This window comes from Oceanospirillum beijerinckii DSM 7166, assembly GCF_000422425.1.
In the GTDB taxonomy this organism is placed as follows: Bacteria; Pseudomonadota; Gammaproteobacteria; order Pseudomonadales; family Halomonadaceae; genus Oceanospirillum; species Oceanospirillum beijerinckii.
This window is the reverse complement of the sequence record NZ_AULT01000027.1, coordinates 1-16591: the sequence shown is the minus strand read 5'-3', so window position 1 is coordinate 16591 and position 16591 is coordinate 1. Positions and strand designations below refer to the sequence as shown.

The following is a 16591-nucleotide window of genomic DNA, read 5'->3' as shown; positions in this document are numbered from 1 at the left end:
AAATAGACTTTGGCAGCAAAATGTTGCTTAAAATTTGCCTCTTGGTGCATCTGCTCTCATAATACGCCCGCATTTTCGGTTGAGATTATTTATTTTTAGTGAGGCCGCCCGTGAGTCAAGAAGTACTTGATAACTGTTTCCAGGATTGGCAGGAGCGTGAAGCTCTGGCAGAGGCAATGATTCCGCTGATTGGTCAGCTGTATCGTAAAAACAATGTTGTAACGTCATTGTATGGCCGTGCCATGGTGAATCAGTCTGTGATTCGCATTATGAAGGATCACCGCTTTGTACGTCAGGTAGAAGGCACTGAGCTGTCTGTACGAGACACTCACCCTATTCTGGAGACTATGGCTCGTCTGAACCTGGGTCCTGCTCACGTTGATATCGGCAAGCTGGCTGTTAAGTTCAAAGCAGAAGGTGGTGATCTGGAAGCCTTCCTGCGCAAAGAGCTGGAAGGCGCTGTTGATCAACACCAGGACGGTGCTGATGACGGTTATAAAGACGTTGTGCTGTACGGTTTCGGTCGTATTGGTCGTCTGCTGGCCCGTATCCTGGTTGAGAAAGCCGGTGGCGGTAACAAGCTGCGTCTGCGTGCTATCGTTGTACGTGGTGGTAAAGAAGGTGATCTGCAGAAGCGTGCCAGCCTGCTGCGTCGTGACTCTGTACACGGTTCTTTCCAGGGCACTATTGCTGTTGATGAAGATGCAAAAGCACTGATCATCAACGGTAACTACGTTCAGATGATCTACGCAAACTCCCCGGCTGAAGTGGACTACACTACTTACGGTATCAACGACGCTATCGTTGTGGATAACACGGGTATGTGGCGTGATGAAGCAGGTCTGAGTCAGCACCTGGCTTGTAATGGTGCATCCCGTGTACTGCTGACAGCACCGGGTAAAGGCGATCTGAAAAACATCGTTCACGGTATCAATAGTGATATCATCAGCGATGATGACAAGATCCTGTCTGCTGCATCTTGTACAACCAACGCTATCGTACCAGTACTGAAAGCGGTTGAAGATAAGTACGGTGTGGTACACGGTCACGTTGAAACCGTTCACGCGTTCACCAACGACCAGAACCTGATCGACAACTTCCATAAAGCGAAACGTCGTGGTCGTGCAGCGCCGCTGAACATGGTGATCACTGAGACGGGTGCAGCTTCTGCAGCAGCTAAAGCGCTGCCTTCTCTGAAAGGTAAGCTGACGGGTAACGCGATCCGTGTTCCTACGCCAAACGTTTCCATGGCGATCCTGAATCTGACGCTGGAAAAAGAGACGACGGTAGAAGAGATTAACGATTACCTGCGTGACACATCTCTGCATTCTGGCCTGCAGAAGCAGATTGATTACGTGCGTTCCCCTGAAGTGGTTTCTTCTGATTTCGTGGGTAACCGTCATGCGGGTATCGTCGATGGTGAAGCGACTATCGTTAGTGGTAAGCAAGCTGTTCTGTACGTGTGGTATGACAACGAGTTTGGTTACAGCTGTCAGGTTGTTCGTATTTTGCAACAGATTTCTAATGTTCAGTTTCAGCACTTTCCTGCGCGTTAATCTGAATATTTAGCGTTTTACTTAATGTCTTTCAGGTATTTTTTGCAGGCCTGTTAGGCATTAGCGATTTGTCTCTAAGACGTTCGCGTAAGTGATCTGAGCGCAATCTGATTGTATAAAGCCCATATGCTTGTCATGTGGGCTTTTTTTATAATTTTTTTTATTTGCAAAAAGTTAAGACTTTTTTGAGATATATCAGATTTTCTCAGAAGATAGCCCCATTTTATTCCCTTAAATGCCAGGTGATTATTTTTCATGCTGATAAGTGCGGCAAAATGTCTCGGTAGTCAGTGGCAATGCCGTAATCAGGTCTTTATAATATGTGCGATTTTGGGGAGCGATCCGGGTGGGCAGGCTCAGGATGCGCGAAAAACAGTTTCAAAAAGGCTGTGGCAAAAGATTTTTTGGCTTGTGGCGCACTGCGTCATGAGTTGGATTTCGTTTTATTTTCTAAATAATAACTAAGTGATTGGGCGAGACGTATGATTACAATCAAACGTGGCCTTGATCTACCTTTAGCCGGGGCGCCAAAGCAAAGCATTGACAATGCTAAGCCTGTGCGCTCGGTTGCCGTGGTTGGCCCTGACTATGTAGGTATGAAGCCTACTATGGCAGTGCGTGTCGGCGACCAGGTTAAACTAGGTCAAGAGCTCTTCAGCGATAAAAAGACCCCAGGTGTAAAATACACAGCGCCAGCGGCCGGTGAGGTAATCGCCGTTAACCGTGGTGAGCGTCGTGTTTTGCAGTCTGTTGTGATCAAGGTAGCTGACCAGGAAGAGAAGGTTCAGTTTGCCAAGTACGGTCAGCACGAGCTGGCTGCACTGGATCGTGACAAGGTTCAGGAAAACCTGATCGAATCAGGCCTGTGGACCGCACTGCGTACACGTCCTTTTAGCCGTGTACCTGCACCGGGCTCAACTCCTAAATCTATCTTTGTAACCGCAATGGATACTAATCCGCTGGCGGCTGATCCTGCAGTCATTCTGCAAGGTCAGGAGAGTGATTTTCAGGCAGGCCTGGAAGTACTGGCTAAGCTGACTGACGGCAAAGTATTTGTCTGTAAAGCGGGTGGTGCTTCTATTCCAGCACAGGCCGGTGGTTCTGTTGTGGTAGAAGAGTTTGAAGGTCCACACCCAGCGGGTCTGGCGGGCACTCATATTCACCACCTGGATCCGGTTAGCATCTCCAAGACCGTTTGGACCATAGGTTATCAGGACGTTGTAGCCGTAGGCTCTCTGTTCCAGAACGGTGAACTGAACGTTGACCGTGTGGTTGCTCTGGCTGGTCCAGAAGCGAAAAATCCACGTCTGGTGAGAACCCGTGTCGGTGCCAGCCTGGAAGATCTGTCTTCCGGTGAAGTGACCGAGCGCTCCAGTGTACGTCTGATCTCTGGTTCAGTCTTTGGTGGTCGTACGGCGGAAGGCGCTTTCTCCTTCCTGGGTCGTTACGATACCCAGGTGAGTGTACTGAAAGAAGGCAACCACCGTGAGTTCATGGGTTGGATGTCTCCTGGTAAGAACAAGCACTCCATGCTGAACATCTACGTATCCAAGCTGTTGGGTTTGACCAATTACGCGCCAACAACTAATACCAACGGTTCCGAGCGTGCCATGGTACCGGTTGGTTCTTACGAGCGTGTTATGCCACTGGATATCCTGCCAACTCAGCTGCTGCGTGCGCTGGTTGTGGGTGATATCGAAAGTGCAATGCAACTGGGTTGTCTGGAGCTGGCCGAAGAAGATCTGGCTCTGTGTACTTACGTATGTCCAGGTAAGTACGAGTACGGTCCTATCCTACGTAACAACCTGACCAATATCGTGAAGGAGGGTTACTAATGGGTCTGCGTCAGATGCTTGACAGCATGGAGCCACACTTCCACAAAGGCGGTAAGTACGAAAACTGGTACGCCTTGTACGAAGCTGTGGACACCATCTTTTATGCGCCAAACCACACCGCTAAAACCACGGCTCACGTGCGTGACGGTGCGGATCTGAAGCGTATGATGATTACTGTGTGGATGTGTACTTTCCCTGCCATGTTCTTTGGTATGTGGAATGTGGGCTACCACGCGAACATGGCAATGGCTGAAGCCGGTATGGTGGATGCAGAAGGTTGGCGTCACGCGTTTATCGCCGCTTTCTCAAGCTATGATCCTTCCAGCCTGTGGGACAATATGGTCCACGGTGCGATGTACTTCCTGCCGGTTTATGCGGTCACCTTTATTGTGGGTGGTTTCTGGGAAGTACTGTTCGCGATGAAGCGCGGTCACGAAGTGAACGAAGGTTTCTTTGTTACCTCGATTCTGTTCGCACTGACTCTACCGCCAACCATTCCTCTGTGGCAAGTTGCACTGGGCATCAGCTTCGGTGTTGTGGTTGCTAAAGAGATCTTTGGCGGTACCGGTAAGAACTTCCTTAACCCTGCTCTGGCAGGTCGTGCCTTCCTGTACTTCGCATACCCAGCGCAAATCTCTGGTGATGCAGTATGGACTGCGGTAGACGGTTACACCGGTGCCACTGCACTGGGTGTTGCTGCGGCTGACGGCATGGCGGGTCTGACTGAGACTCTGACCTGGTGGGATTCCTTCCTGGGTGTAATGCCGGGCTCCATGGGTGAGACCTCTACACTGGCGATTATGATCGGCGGTGGCTTCCTGCTGGCAACCCGTATTGCTTCCTGGCGTATCGTTGCAGGTGTACTGATTGGCTTGTTCGCCATGAGTACTCTACTGAACATGATCGGTTCTGAGACTAACCCAATGTTTGCCATGCCTTGGTACTGGCACCTGACCCTGGGTGGTGTCGCTTTCGGTATGTTCTTCATGGCAACGGATCCAGTCTCTGCCTCTATGACCAACACCGGTAAGTTCTGGTTTGGTGCACTGATCGGTGTAATGACTGTGATGATCCGTGTGATCAACCCAGCATTCCCTGAAGGCATTATGCTGGCTATTCTGTTTGCTAACCTGTTTTCACCGTTTATTGACCACTTCGTGGTTCAAGCCAACATCAAACGGAGAATGATGCGCAATGTCTAGTAGCAATGATTCCATCAAAAAGACGCTAACGGTAGCTCTGCTGCTGTGTATCGTCTGCTCCGTGATTGTTTCCGGCGCAGCGGTTGCACTGAAGTCTCAGCAGGCTGCAAACAAGGATCTGGACCGTAAGACCAATATTCTGGCGGCTGCAGGTCTGTTAGAACCGGGCAAGAGTGTTGATGAGCTGTTTGCCCAGATCAAACCCCGTGTAATCGACCTGAATACTGGCGAATACACTACTGAGGTTAATGCTAACTCTTACGATCAGCTGAAAGCGGCTAAAGATCCAGCGATGTCTAAAGCACTGTCTAACAGTGAAGATATTGCCGGTATTAAGCGTCGTGAGCAGTTTGCCACTGTCTACCTGGTAGAAAAAGAAGGCAAACTGGATCGCATCATCCTGCCTGTACGTGGTTACGGCCTGTGGTCTACCCTGCATGGCTTCTTGGCTCTTGAGTCTGATGCTAACACTGTGATCGGTTTAGGCTTCTACCAGCACGCGGAAACTCCGGGTCTGGGTGGTGAAGTAGACAACCCCAAGTGGAAAGCACTGTGGCCTGGCAAGAAAGTGTTTGCTGAAGGCAGCATGAATCCAGAGCTTCATGTAATTAAAGGCTCGGTTGATCCTGCATCTGCCGGCGCTGAGTACAAAGTTGACGGTCTGTCCGGTGCAACTCTGACCAGCCGTGGTGTGAGCAACCTGGTTCAGTACTGGGTAGGTAGTGAGGGCTTTGGTCCTTACCTAAGCAAAATTCGTAAGGAAGGAGTATAAAGATGGCTGATACTCCAAAGGGTATTCTAACGAGCCCTATTTTCGCTAATAACCCGATTGCACTGCAGATTCTGGGTATTTGTTCTGCTCTGGCGGTAACAACTAACCTGTCAACTGCAGTGGTAATGGGGGTGGCCGTATCCTTGGTTACGGCGTTCTCGAGCATGTTTATCTCTATGATTCGTGCTCATATCCCGAACAGTATCCGTATTATCGTACAGATGACTATTATTGCCTCTCTGGTAATCGTAGTGGATCAGCTACTGAAAGCGTTTGCTTATGAAACCAGTAAGCAGCTGTCGGTATTTGTCGGTCTGATTATTACCAACTGTATCGTAATGGGTCGTGCTGAAGCTTACGCTATGAAAAATGGCCCGACCATGAGCTTCATCGATGGTATCGGTAACGGTCTGGGCTACACTGTAGTTCTGCTGTTTGTTGGTTTCATTCGTGAGCTGTTTGGTTCTGGTAGCCTGTTCGGCATCCAGTTGCTGGAAAAAGTGAATGACGGTGGCTGGTATTTACCAAACGGTATGATGCTGCTGCCTCCATCTGCATTCTTCATTATTGCGGGCTTTATCTGGCTGATCCGTACTTATCAGCCTGCGCAGAATGAATCGGCAGAGTTCAAGATCTGTCCAAACACTCAGGCTAAGGAGGCCGTATAATGTTTGAATACTACTTAAGCCTTCTGGTTAAGGCGGTATTTGTTGAAAACATGGCCCTGGCTTTCTTCCTGGGTATGTGTACCTTCCTGGCAGTTTCGAAGAAGATCGAAGCGGCTCTGGGCCTGGGGATTGCGGTTGTTGTAGTACTGGTGATTACCGTGCCGGTAAACAACCTGATCTATAACAACCTGCTGCGTGAAGGCGCACTGGTCTGGACGGGTATGGAAGGTGCTGAGTCAATCGATCTGAGCTTCCTGGGTTATCTGAGTTACATCGGCGTAATCGCGGCGATGGTACAGATCCTGGAGATGTTCCTCGATAAGTTTGTACCTGCACTCTATAACGCGTTGGGTGTATTCCTGCCGCTGATTACTGTGAACTGTGCGATTCTGGGTGCGTCTCTGTTTATGGCAGAGCGTGACTACAACTTCGCAGAGTCTGTGGTATACGGTGCTGGTGCTGGTATCGGTTGGGCGCTGGCGATTGTTGCGCTGGCAGGTATCCGTGAAAAACTGAAGTACAGTGATGTGCCTAAAGGTCTGGAAGGTCTGGGTATCACTTTCGTAACTGTAGGTCTGATGTCACTGGGCTTTATGTCCTTCTCAGGCGTACAGCTGTAATCGCAGTTGACGGAAACTTAGAACAAAAAGGTTCAGAACATGGTTGATTCACAACTTATTGTGCTGGGCGTAGTTATGTTCACCATTGTAGTAGTATCTCTGGTACTGGTGATTCTGGCTGCACGCAGCAAGCTGGTTAACAGTGGCGATGTCACTGTAACCATTAACGGTGAGCAGAAAATCACCACCCCTGCGGGTGGTAAGCTGCTTCAGACCCTGGCCGCAAACAATATCTTCCTGTCATCCGCATGTGGTGGTGGTGGTTCTTGTGCCCAGTGTAAATGTATCGTTTCCGAAGGTGGTGGTTCTATCCTGCCAACGGAAGAGTCTCACTTCACTATGGGTGAGAAGAAAGAAGGCTGGCGTCTGTCTTGCCAGGTTCCTGTAAAACAGGACATGGAAATTGAAGTAGAAGCTGACGTCTTCGGTGTGAAGAAGTGGGAGTGTACGGTTGAGTCTAACGACAACGTAGCGACCTTCATTAAAGAGCTGACCCTGCGTCTGCCTGAAGGTGAAAACGTTGACTTCCGTGCCGGTGGTTACGTTCAGCTGGAAGTACCACCACACGAAGTGCACTATAAAGACTTCGATATCGGTGAAGAGTATCACCCGGATTGGGATAAGTTCGATATCTGGAAGTATGTATCCAAGGTTGATGAGCCGATCATCCGTGCATACTCCATGGCGAACTACCCTGAAGAGAAAGGTATTGTTAAGTTCAATATCCGTATCGCTTCACCACCTCCGGGTCGTGATGATCTGCCTCCAGGTCAGATGTCTTCTTACGTATTCAGCCTGAAGCCAGGCGACAAGATCACTGTATCGGGTCCATTTGGTGAGTTCTTCGCCCGTGATACCGATAACGAGATGGTGTTTGTCGGTGGTGGTGCGGGTATGGCGCCTATGCGTTCCCATATTTTCGATCAGCTGAAGCGTCTGAATTCCAAGCGTAAGATCTCCTTCTGGTATGGCGCACGTTCTATGCGTGAAGCCTTCTATGTAGAAGAGTTTGATCAACTGCAGGAAGAGAATGATAACTTCAAGTGGCATCTGGCCCTGTCTGATCCTCTGCCTGAGGACAACTGGGACGGTTACACTGGCTTTATTCACAACGTACTGTGTGAAAACTATCTGAAGGACCACGATGCGCCTGAAGATTGTGAGTACTACATGTGTGGACCACCTATGATGAACGCAGCGGTTATTCAAATGCTGCTGAATCTGGGTGTAGAGCGTGAAAATATCCTGCTTGATGACTTTGGTGGTTAAGCAGTGAGCAGCAAATACCTTGCTGCACGGACCATCCCCTTTATGGGGGTGGTTCCTGTGCTCGACATTATTACCCGTGGTTTCGCACGTCGTGTTAAACCTGCGGGTCGTCAGGAAGGGCCGGTTCTTATGGGACTGGCCCTTCTTGTTGTTTCTCTGTTACTTACCGGGTGTGATTCCTCGCCTGTCGCGCAAAAGTTTTCCGGTCATATTATGGGCACCACCTATAATGTCACCGTGGTGATGAAACCGGAAAAAGAGCGTATTCAGCAGTTAGCTGACGGCATGCATCAAGTGCTGGTGGATGTGGATCGTAAGATGTCCACTTATAAGCCAGACTCAGAATTATCCCGCTTTAATAAATTACCTGCCGGTGAAGCCCTGCGTGTCTCCTCTGACACGGGTTTTGTCGTCAGTGAAGCTCTGAAACTGGCAAAAGACAGTCAGGGTGCGTTTGATCCCACCGTAGGTCCGCTGGTCAACCTCTGGGGTTTTGGTCCAGATCTGAGACCGGATCGTCAGCCGGGTGATGCGGCATTGGAAAAAGCGTTCCAGCGTGTGGGTTATCAGTCTGTGGCATTGAAGATGCTGGCCGATGGTGACTACCAGCTGAATAAATCAAAAGATATCTATCTGGATCTCTCCGCTATTGCCAAGGGCTATGGCGTGGATAAGGTCGCAGACTACCTCAAACAGCAGGGTTATAACGCCTTTCTGGTTGAAGTCGGTGGTGAGATTCGTGTCAGTGGTTTGAAACCCGATAACAGCCGCTGGCGTATTGCTATAGAGAAGCCCATTTCCGACGGCCAGGTGGTGCAGAGCGTGATCGGTATTACCGATATTGCTGTCGCTACGTCCGGTAGTTACAGAAACTACTTTGAACAGGATGGCCAGCGCTTCTCACATACTATTGATCCGGCAACCGGTCGTCCAATCAACCATAAGTTGGCGTCAGTCACTGTACTGCATGAGTCCTGTGCATTAGCCGATGCATTAGCGACCACTCTGATGGTGATGGGACCGGACAAAGGCTTGCAGTTTGCTGAAGAAAATAAACTTGCGGTCTATATGCTGGTCAAAAGTGGTTCAGAATTCAGTGTGCAGCAAACAAAGCAGTTTACTGAGCTGGCACAGATACAATAATTGCAAACTTTGAGATAGGTGAGGCAGAAATATGACTACAATGATTCTTGCTGTAATCGTAGTAGGCTTGCTGATGACAGGTATGGCCGTGGGGGTACTCTTTGGTCGTAAACCGATTGCGGGCTCTTGCGGTGGCATGAGTGCTATCGGTATGGTGGGAGACTGTGATATCTGCGGTGGTGATAAGGAAATCTGCGAAACGGAACAAGAGAAAAAAGCGGGCAAAGCCAAGGCTGAGATGAATATGGATCTGGCTTATGATGCAACGCAGAATGATCAACAGAAGAAATAAGTTCAAAATAACGAAGCAATAATAATTACACAGGCCAAATAGCTTTGGTAGTTTAGGCACTGACACAAAAGTAGCTCTTTAGCCGATGGCTGTATTCTCCAGTCCTCGGCCGAGGAATATCAAAACACTTTTGTATCGGCGTGTATTGATTGATTTCTAAGAAAAATGAGCCGCGTTGGTTTTACCAATGCTGAATAAAGGCTGTCATCAATCAAGGGTACGCTGCCAAAGCATAATTGCTGACCGTGACTAAAGTGTCCACATTACAGATTAGAAGACACAGGCACGATCAGGTCTAACACGACAGTTAGGGAGTTATTCAGCGACAATGGCGGTTTATAATTACGATGTAGTGGTGATAGGCACGGGTCCCGCAGGAGAAGGCGCTGCAATGAATGCAGCCAAACACGGCAAGCGCGTTGCTGTGGTTGAGATGCAAAGCTCTGTCGGGGGAAACTGTACACACAAGGGCACAATTCCGTCCAAGGCACTGCGTCATGCAGTGAAACAGATCATTCAGTTCAATACGAACCGCATGTTCCGTGATATTGGTGAGCCGCGCTGGTTCTCCTTTCCTAAAGTGCTGGAACGCTCCCAACGGGTGATTGAACGTCAGGTTCAGTTACGTACCAATTTTTACGCGCGTAATCGGGTGGATGTTTACTTCGGTAAGGCGCAGTTCCTGGATTCTCATACCGTGATGGTGCGTGATCCGCATAATGCGACCGAAGAGCTACGTGCTCAGAAGATCGTTATTGCCTCCGGTTCACGCCCATATCGTCCGGCAGATATTAACTTCCGTCACCCACGTGTTTACTGTAGTGATACGGTTCTGACACTGGGTCATACCCCGCGCCGTCTGATTATTTACGGAGCGGGTGTGATTGGTTGTGAATATGCGTCTATCTTCAGCGGTTTGGGTGTTAAGGTTGACCTGATTGATAACCGTGACCGCTTATTGTCCTTCCTGGATGCGGAGATCTCTGATGCCCTGAGTTACCATCTGCGTAACAACGGTGTCTTGATCCGTCATAATGAAGATTATGAAAAGGTCGAAGCGGATGAGCAGGGTGTGACACTATCGCTGAAATCCGGCAAGAAACTGCGTGCAGATGCCTTCCTATGGTGTAATGGCCGTACCGGTAATACCGATGATATCGGTCTGGATCTGGTGGGGCTGGAAGCCAATGGACGTGGTCAATTGGAAGTGGATCAGCACTATCGTACCGCTGTGGATCATATCTACGCAGTAGGTGATGTAATCGGTTGGCCTAGTCTGGCCAGTGCGGCCTATGACCAGGGGCGCTCTGCCGCTGCTGATATTCTGGATGATGATGAGTTCCGTTTTGTGAACGAGGTACCCACGGGTATTTACACCATTCCAGAGATTAGCTCTGTTGGTAAGACCGAGCATGAACTGACTGAAGCCAAGATCCCTTATGAAGTGGGTCAGGCCTTCTTCAAGGATACAGCGCGGGCTCAGATCACAGGTGAAACCCAAGGGATGCTGAAGATCCTGTTCCATCGTGAAACTTTGGAGTTGCTGGGCATTCACTGTTTTGGTGATTCCTCTTCCGAGATTGTCCACATCGGCCAGGCGATTATGAATCAGCCCGGTGAGAACAATACCCTGCGTTATTTCCTGAATAACACTTTTAACTACCCAACCATGGCGGAAGCCTATCGGGTAGCTGCACTGAATGGTCTGAATCGTATTTTCTGATCATAAGTTGTTTTCCAGGCACGTTTCAGTGCCTGGAAACACTTCACTCAAAGACTGATTAATAACGTATACTTCTGTCTTTTCTTGCCATAACTGGCTATCTGACTGAAATCACTGCCCCGAACAGGCACAGCAATATTATCTGTTCCTGTGTGCATCATCTCTTCATCGGGTTCTGGATCGCTTAAATACACATACTCTTCATCGGCGTGGGTTACGGCTATCCAATGAGGAATCTTATGGCGGTTAAACTGCCAGGTACTGATAAGCGTAATCGCCACCATGCCATCCTGAATATGTTCCAGCAACTTATCTGCGGTTAAAGCCTGATAATTCACCTCTATATCGGTTTGCTCAATCTGGTTAACAAAATCATGATGGATCTGGCTGACGATCGCTTTTTTTTCTTTATCGCGCACTGAGTCGACAAAGGGCACCTCATCACTGCTGGCGTAGAGCTGTACCTTGAAACCTCTTTTCCAAGCGCTGAGGGCGAGGCCAAAAGGTGAGCAACCGCCATGACCGGCCAGCATAAACACAGTGGTCGCTTCCCGCCAGATCTGAAGTTCCTCCAGAATATCCATGGTGGTGGCGGGTTCAAGGCTTTTCATCGCTATCATTAATGCGGATGGGCCACAGGTAAACTCAGTACTCTGTTTATAATAAGGTAGTGCTTTTGGCGTTTTGGTCACGTGTCGGATCAGGGTTTTCTCCATCCTGATCGCATTGCAACCATCGGCATAATAATGGCTAATATGACCGAAAGTACGGAAATTTAAGCGCTGATAAAGCGTAATCGCAGCCTGGTTGTCCGTTCTGACTTCCAGGCGCAGAAAAATGCAGCCCTGATCAATAGCGTATTGTTCTGATTGGGCTATCAGTTGCTCAGCGAGTTTTTTTCCCCGGTATTGCGGTAATACGGCTAACGAGTAGAGCCTGGAAAGGCAGGTGCCTTTCCTGAAGAGTGTGATGCTATAGCCGTGAATCCTGTTGTGTTCTTCAACCACCTGAACCCAGGCCGTTGCAGAGGACAGGAAGTGTTTAAAGCTACGGCGGGTGAGCCGGTCTTCTGTAAAGCAGGTCTCTTCCACAGTCAGTAACTGCGACAGATCGTTTTTTGTGGCCTGGCGGATGATCATGGCTTTTCCAGTAAACGTTCTACAGCAGTATTGACCAACTGACGGTAGCGACAATAAACGGCATTTTGCCAGTGAGTATCTGCCGGGCAGAAGTGCTCAAGCATGGCGTGCTGGCGCTGCTCTTCATTTGCGTAGAGGTCTGTGCGATTCCACAGTATCTGGTCTTCGCAGAGAAGGTTAAACATCGCATTATTACCGTATGAGCCCGCCTCAAAAGTCAGGAAGCAACCTCTTTCGCCAATCAGGTCATGAAAGTAGTAGTCCAGTAAGCCTGATTTGCTAACAGAGCAGGAGTTACCCCTGGCTGGGTGGCAAACCTGATGGCCAAACCACTCCCGGCTGAGCAGATCACCCTTGCTGTTTATTGGATGATCGCTGATGACCTCGCCATAGCCATAAGGGCCCAGGCCTGAATGGAGATCAAGTGCAATGATGCGTTTGGCGTAAGTGAGTGATAACGTACTTAAGCCGCTGATCAAGGTGTTATGGCTCCAGGCCATTTTTCTGCCACCGTAGAAAAGTCCGGCTGATGAATGATACTGGCCTGACGAAAGGGCTTTTTCAAAGCGCTCACTCCCCAGCTCTTTCTTCCAGAGTTCAATAGCACTATCCCGATCAGCAGTATGAGCCAGCAGATCCGACTCGATTAATGAGTATTCGTGGTTATACGGCAATGGCTGGCCGAAATCGATGAAGTTACGATTCAGATCGATGTTTTGGTGATCCGTTCGTCGTGACCAGGCGTAGCCCCATGGGTTGAGCGCATGGATCAGCAGAACAGCCAGTTGGCCGCGTTGTAATAGCAGTTTGATCAGCTCCGGCAGAATTTCACGCTGTAAGCCAGAACCCATTGCACCCTCAACACCATGAGTGGCAGAAATAAGTACTAAAACTGAAGGGGCTTTTCTTTCTCCAAGCCATACCCAGTCCGATGTCAGCTTTTCGCCCATGGGGCCCAGTTCAGGATGTGTAAAATGCAGTATCTGGCCAGGTAGGTTATCTAAAGCCGTATCCGCCAGGTCAATAAAGTGATGCCTTGCCTTGGCATAGGGCAGGCAAAACAGATCAGAAACCATAGGGTTTTTTAAAACAGGCATAGCACGCCTCGCAAACAGGATAAACAGAATAAGCAGATTGCGTTTAAGGCGCTGGGGGCCTTCTGATGGGGCGCGTGGAAGCGTTAGCCAGCATGGGGGTCAGCGACTGGATCATAAGTCTGAATATTTATAACAGGCAATATTTTTTTACGACCTGATGAAAAAAACTTGCCACAACTGTAACGATAGGTGCACACTCCGTTTTGCTTCAGGGCGGTGGTTTAAAGCATCGTTTTCCCTGAGGTTGGTCACTGGGTAACACTCGTTTGCACCAGTCTCTCATAGCTTATTGCTTCAGGAATGCAGCGCTATGTCTTCCCTTTATGTCGTCGTTGAAAGTCTTAAAGACTGGAAGCCTTACTATTCCAGTCAGGATCTGATCCAGTTTGAGGATTACTTGTCCCTGCCGGCTAATATCAGAAAAAAAGCCCGGGTTATTAACCTTTGCCAGAATTATCGCTATTTAAGCCGGGGCTATTATTGCTCCTTATTAGCGGAAGCCCGTGGGCAGAAGGTGATTCCATCGGTACAGGTGCTGAATGATCTAAGTAAGAAATCACTGTATTTAATGCAGTTAGAAGAAAAGTCGTTGCAGCAAATCAAAGACGAGATTACCAGTGACTCAGGGGATCTAAGCTTCAGAATATACTTTGGTCAGACAGAAGATGCTTCACTGCGAGCATTGGGGCGACAGATCTTTGAACGCTTTCCAGCACCGATTCTGGAAGTTGAGCTCAATTATCAGGGCCATTGGCAGCTGCGCAAAGTACGTTGCCTTGGCTTATCTGAATTAGAGATGGATGCTCAGCAACAATGTTTTGCCGAAGCGCTGGAACGTTTTAGTCAAACCATCTGGCGTACGGGGAAGAAAAGAAAAAGAAGCCGCTTTGATCTGGCGATTTTGTATGATCCTGCAGAGACCCTGCCACCTAGTGACAGCAAGGCGCTGGAGCTATTTATTCGTTCGGCGGGTAAACTGGGTATCGCAGCTGAATTGATTACCCGTAAAGATTATTCCCGTCTGGCGGAGTTCGATGGTTTGTTTATCCGCGAGACGACAGCGATTGATCATCACACTTATCGTTTTGCACGTAAGGCTGAAACGGAAGGTCTGGTGGTGATGGACGACCCAGAGTCGATTCTGCGTTGTACCAATAAGGTATTTTTGGCTGATTTACTCAGGGTGAATAAGGTGCCAACGCCAAGCACCCGTATTATATCAGATCGCAAAAAAACGACACTTGATGAGCTGGAGCAGGCGTTGGCCTATCCTATGGTGTTAAAAATACCGGATGGCTCCTTCTCTCGGGGGGTTGTGAAAGTGGATGATCGCCAGGCGCTGCAATCAGCGGTGAATAGTCTAATGAAAAAATCCGCTTTGATATTGGCTCAGGAATTTATGTACACCGACTATGATTGGCGTATCGGTGTCTTAAATAATCGTCCAATATTTGCCTGCCGATACTATATGGTCAAAGATCATTGGCAGATTTATCAACATGGTGGCGATGAAACCGCATCAGGTCGGTTTGATACCTTACCAACCTATGAAGTGCCATCAGCGGTACTTGATGTGGCGATGAAAGCGTGCCGGTTAATCGGAAACGGCCTCTATGGTGTCGATATTAAACAGAAGGGAGATCAGGCGTTTGTTATAGAGGTCAATGATAACCCCAGTATTGACTCTGACGTGGAAGATGCATGGTTAAAAGATGAGTTATATATGCTTGTGATGCAGGAGTTTTTGCATCGTATGGAGAAAAAAGCGAGCGCCTCTTAGCAGGGCATCAGTACGCCAGCATAAATGGCTTCTATCCTCTCCGGCTTTTGGCCGGAGGGGATAAGGGGGGCAATGTCGACAACCTTTGTGCAGATGTTCGGGCGATTTGTCTGCTTTTTTGCCTGCTTTTTTGCCTGTTTCTACCTACAGTTAAGGGATACGAACTATTCGAGGTTGGCAGTGTTATGTTTGGTCTGGCTTTGATTATCGATACCTTACTGTTTGTTGTGGCAATTATGGGACTGATTAGTCTGACTTTATCTTTTGCCTCTTGGCTGGCATGATGAGGTCCAGTGCCTTAATTGTTAGGAAATAATTAGGTAATAACAGGAGCCTATAACCGTAAGCTAACGGTGAAGGAGATCACTATGTTTAAAAAACAGGCTTACCAGTTATCCTATCTGATATTTTTCACCCTGTTTATGACCGGCTGTGGCAATATTAAGTCTGTCACCGATCAAGCTTTGCAGGCACCGGAAGTGGTATCGGATGAGATTCGTATCGATCGTATTGATTTTGAAAGCCTCTATCTGATTGCTGATATTGAACTGAGCAACCCTAATATTATCCCGATCCGACTGATGCCCTTTGATTATAAGGTCAATGTGGATGGGGAAGAGTTTTTGGTTGGCAGCAGTAAAAGTATTAATATTGCCTCAAACGCCAATGGTGAGGTCACTCTTCCGTTTCAGATACCGCTAAAACAGTTGCTGAAGACGGTACCTGAGCTATTTAAAAAAGATGAACTGAACTACGAGTTTATTGCTGATGTCACTTTGGAAGGCCCTCTAGGCACTAGTTGGGACAAAACGATTCGTACCAGTGCTGCAGTACCAACGCCAAAGCTCCCAAACATTAAGCTGCCCTCGATCAGTGTTGATAAAATGGACTTCTATGGCTTTCGTATCATGGTCACCCTTCCCGTCGAGAATAAAAATAACTTTTCGATAAACCTGAAAAGCCTGAGTGGAGCATTGGTGATGGATGGCATGAAGCCGTTCCAGATTGGTTCAGATAAATCTACTCGTCTTCCTGCTAAAGCCGAAACCGAAATTGTGATACCTATCGAACTGTCCTGGGACAAAGCCAGTCGTGCGTTGCTGCCACTGATTCAGGAAGGCCGTTTGCCCGAGATCAAACTGGAAGGAAACTGGAAACTTGAACCCGAATTGCCAGGATTCGAGATGCAGGATAAGGTCTTTAAGTACACTGGTAAGGATGGCATGATCTGATCGTTTAACGGATAGCGCGTAATTCTCCTTCCAAAACTAACGAGCCCAGGCGAGATATTTTGGTGGGAGATGGATAGCGCGGCCAACGTCAAGTTGGCCTATCTTGATTCTCGATGTACTCTTTGAGCACTTCAACTGGTACTCCGCCTGCAGTCAGCAGGCAGTAAGCTCGACTCCAGAGCACTGGTTTCCAATAATACTCTTTTAGGTGCTCTGAGAACTCTTTTCGAATCTTTCGGCTTGTGACCGTTTTTAGGCTGTTT

Annotated in this window: 15 protein-coding genes; 12 read left to right on the top strand and 3 right to left on the bottom strand. The window is 48.5% G+C overall.

What is annotated here, in order from left to right; all coding sequences use genetic code 11:
* The first annotated feature begins 110 nt into the window (after nucleotides 1-110).
* From H579_RS0108800 to sthA, 10 genes are all read left to right on the top strand, one after another.
* Nucleotides 111-1556 (top strand): glyceraldehyde-3-phosphate dehydrogenase, encoded by a 1446-nt coding sequence (locus H579_RS0108800; RefSeq protein WP_028300366.1) that lies wholly within the window; start codon nucleotides 111-113, stop codon nucleotides 1554-1556.
* Nucleotides 1557-2038: 482 nt separating this feature from the next.
* On the top strand, nucleotides 2039-3391 hold the full coding sequence (locus H579_RS0108795) for a Na(+)-translocating NADH-quinone reductase subunit A (RefSeq protein ID WP_028300365.1): 1353 nt from the start codon (nucleotides 2039-2041) through the stop codon (nucleotides 3389-3391).
* Nucleotides 3391-4593: an NADH:ubiquinone reductase (Na(+)-transporting) subunit B gene (locus H579_RS0108790; protein ID WP_028300364.1), complete on the top strand. Its 1203-nt coding sequence runs from the start codon at nucleotides 3391-3393 to the stop codon at nucleotides 4591-4593. Before H579_RS0108795 ends, H579_RS0108790 begins: the two co-directional genes overlap by 1 nt.
* Nucleotides 4586-5365, top strand: a complete 780-nt coding sequence (locus tag H579_RS0108785) for a Na(+)-translocating NADH-quinone reductase subunit C (RefSeq protein WP_028300363.1) — start codon at nucleotides 4586-4588, stop codon at nucleotides 5363-5365. The genes H579_RS0108790 and H579_RS0108785 overlap by 8 nt, the downstream gene beginning before the upstream one ends.
* 2 nt (nucleotides 5366-5367) lie before the next feature.
* Nucleotides 5368-6033: an NADH:ubiquinone reductase (Na(+)-transporting) subunit D gene (locus tag H579_RS0108780; protein ID WP_028300362.1), complete on the top strand. Its 666-nt coding sequence runs from the start codon at nucleotides 5368-5370 to the stop codon at nucleotides 6031-6033.
* Nucleotides 6033-6653 carry an NADH:ubiquinone reductase (Na(+)-transporting) subunit E gene (nqrE, locus tag H579_RS0108775; RefSeq protein ID WP_028300361.1) on the top strand — a complete coding sequence of 207 codons (621 nt, stop codon included), beginning with the start codon at nucleotides 6033-6035 and terminating at the stop codon, nucleotides 6651-6653. The genes H579_RS0108780 and nqrE overlap by 1 nt, the downstream gene beginning before the upstream one ends.
* A gap of 39 nt (nucleotides 6654-6692) precedes the next feature.
* Nucleotides 6693-7922 (top strand): NADH:ubiquinone reductase (Na(+)-transporting) subunit F, encoded by a 1230-nt coding sequence (gene nqrF / locus H579_RS0108770; RefSeq protein WP_028300360.1) that lies wholly within the window; start codon nucleotides 6693-6695, stop codon nucleotides 7920-7922.
* Nucleotides 7923-7925: 3 nt separating this feature from the next.
* The gene (locus tag H579_RS24950; RefSeq protein ID WP_245583238.1) at nucleotides 7926-9065 is read left to right on the top strand and encodes an FAD:protein FMN transferase; all 1140 of its coding nucleotides are present in this window, start codon (nucleotides 7926-7928) and stop codon (nucleotides 9063-9065) included.
* Nucleotides 9066-9096: 31 nt separating this feature from the next.
* The gene (nqrM, locus tag H579_RS0108760; protein WP_028300359.1) at nucleotides 9097-9357 is read left to right on the top strand and encodes a (Na+)-NQR maturation NqrM; all 261 of its coding nucleotides are present in this window, start codon (nucleotides 9097-9099) and stop codon (nucleotides 9355-9357) included.
* Nucleotides 9358-9685: 328 nt separating this feature from the next.
* Nucleotides 9686-11080 carry a Si-specific NAD(P)(+) transhydrogenase gene (gene sthA, locus H579_RS0108755; RefSeq protein ID WP_028300358.1) on the top strand — a complete coding sequence of 465 codons (1395 nt, stop codon included), beginning with the start codon at nucleotides 9686-9688 and terminating at the stop codon, nucleotides 11078-11080.
* A gap of 47 nt (nucleotides 11081-11127) precedes the next feature.
* Here the strand turns inward: sthA and H579_RS0108750 are convergent, their stop codons facing one another.
* Both H579_RS0108750 and H579_RS24945 read right to left on the bottom strand, forming a co-directional pair.
* Nucleotides 11128-12219 (bottom strand): GNAT family N-acetyltransferase/peptidase C39 family protein, encoded by a 1092-nt coding sequence (locus H579_RS0108750; protein WP_028300357.1) that lies wholly within the window; start codon nucleotides 12217-12219, stop codon nucleotides 11128-11130.
* On the bottom strand, nucleotides 12216-13316 hold the full coding sequence (locus tag H579_RS24945; protein WP_051227468.1) for a DUF2817 domain-containing protein: 1101 nt from the start codon (nucleotides 13314-13316) through the stop codon (nucleotides 12216-12218). Before H579_RS24945 ends, H579_RS0108750 begins: the two co-directional genes overlap by 4 nt.
* 310 nt (nucleotides 13317-13626) lie before the next feature.
* Between H579_RS24945 and H579_RS0108740 the strand changes: the two genes are divergently transcribed.
* Both H579_RS0108740 and H579_RS0108730 read left to right on the top strand, forming a co-directional pair.
* Nucleotides 13627-15096 carry a RimK family protein gene (locus H579_RS0108740; RefSeq protein ID WP_028300356.1) on the top strand — a complete coding sequence of 490 codons (1470 nt, stop codon included), beginning with the start codon at nucleotides 13627-13629 and terminating at the stop codon, nucleotides 15094-15096.
* 368 nt (nucleotides 15097-15464) lie between these two features.
* Nucleotides 15465-16328: an LEA/WHy family protein gene (locus H579_RS0108730; protein WP_028300355.1), complete on the top strand. Its 864-nt coding sequence runs from the start codon at nucleotides 15465-15467 to the stop codon at nucleotides 16326-16328.
* A gap of 88 nt (nucleotides 16329-16416) precedes the next feature.
* Here H579_RS0108730 and H579_RS30080 read toward each other — a convergent pair.
* Nucleotides 16417-16591, bottom strand: a 175-nt coding sequence (locus H579_RS30080; RefSeq protein WP_028300354.1) for a transposase, incomplete at its 5' end; no start/stop codon positions are given.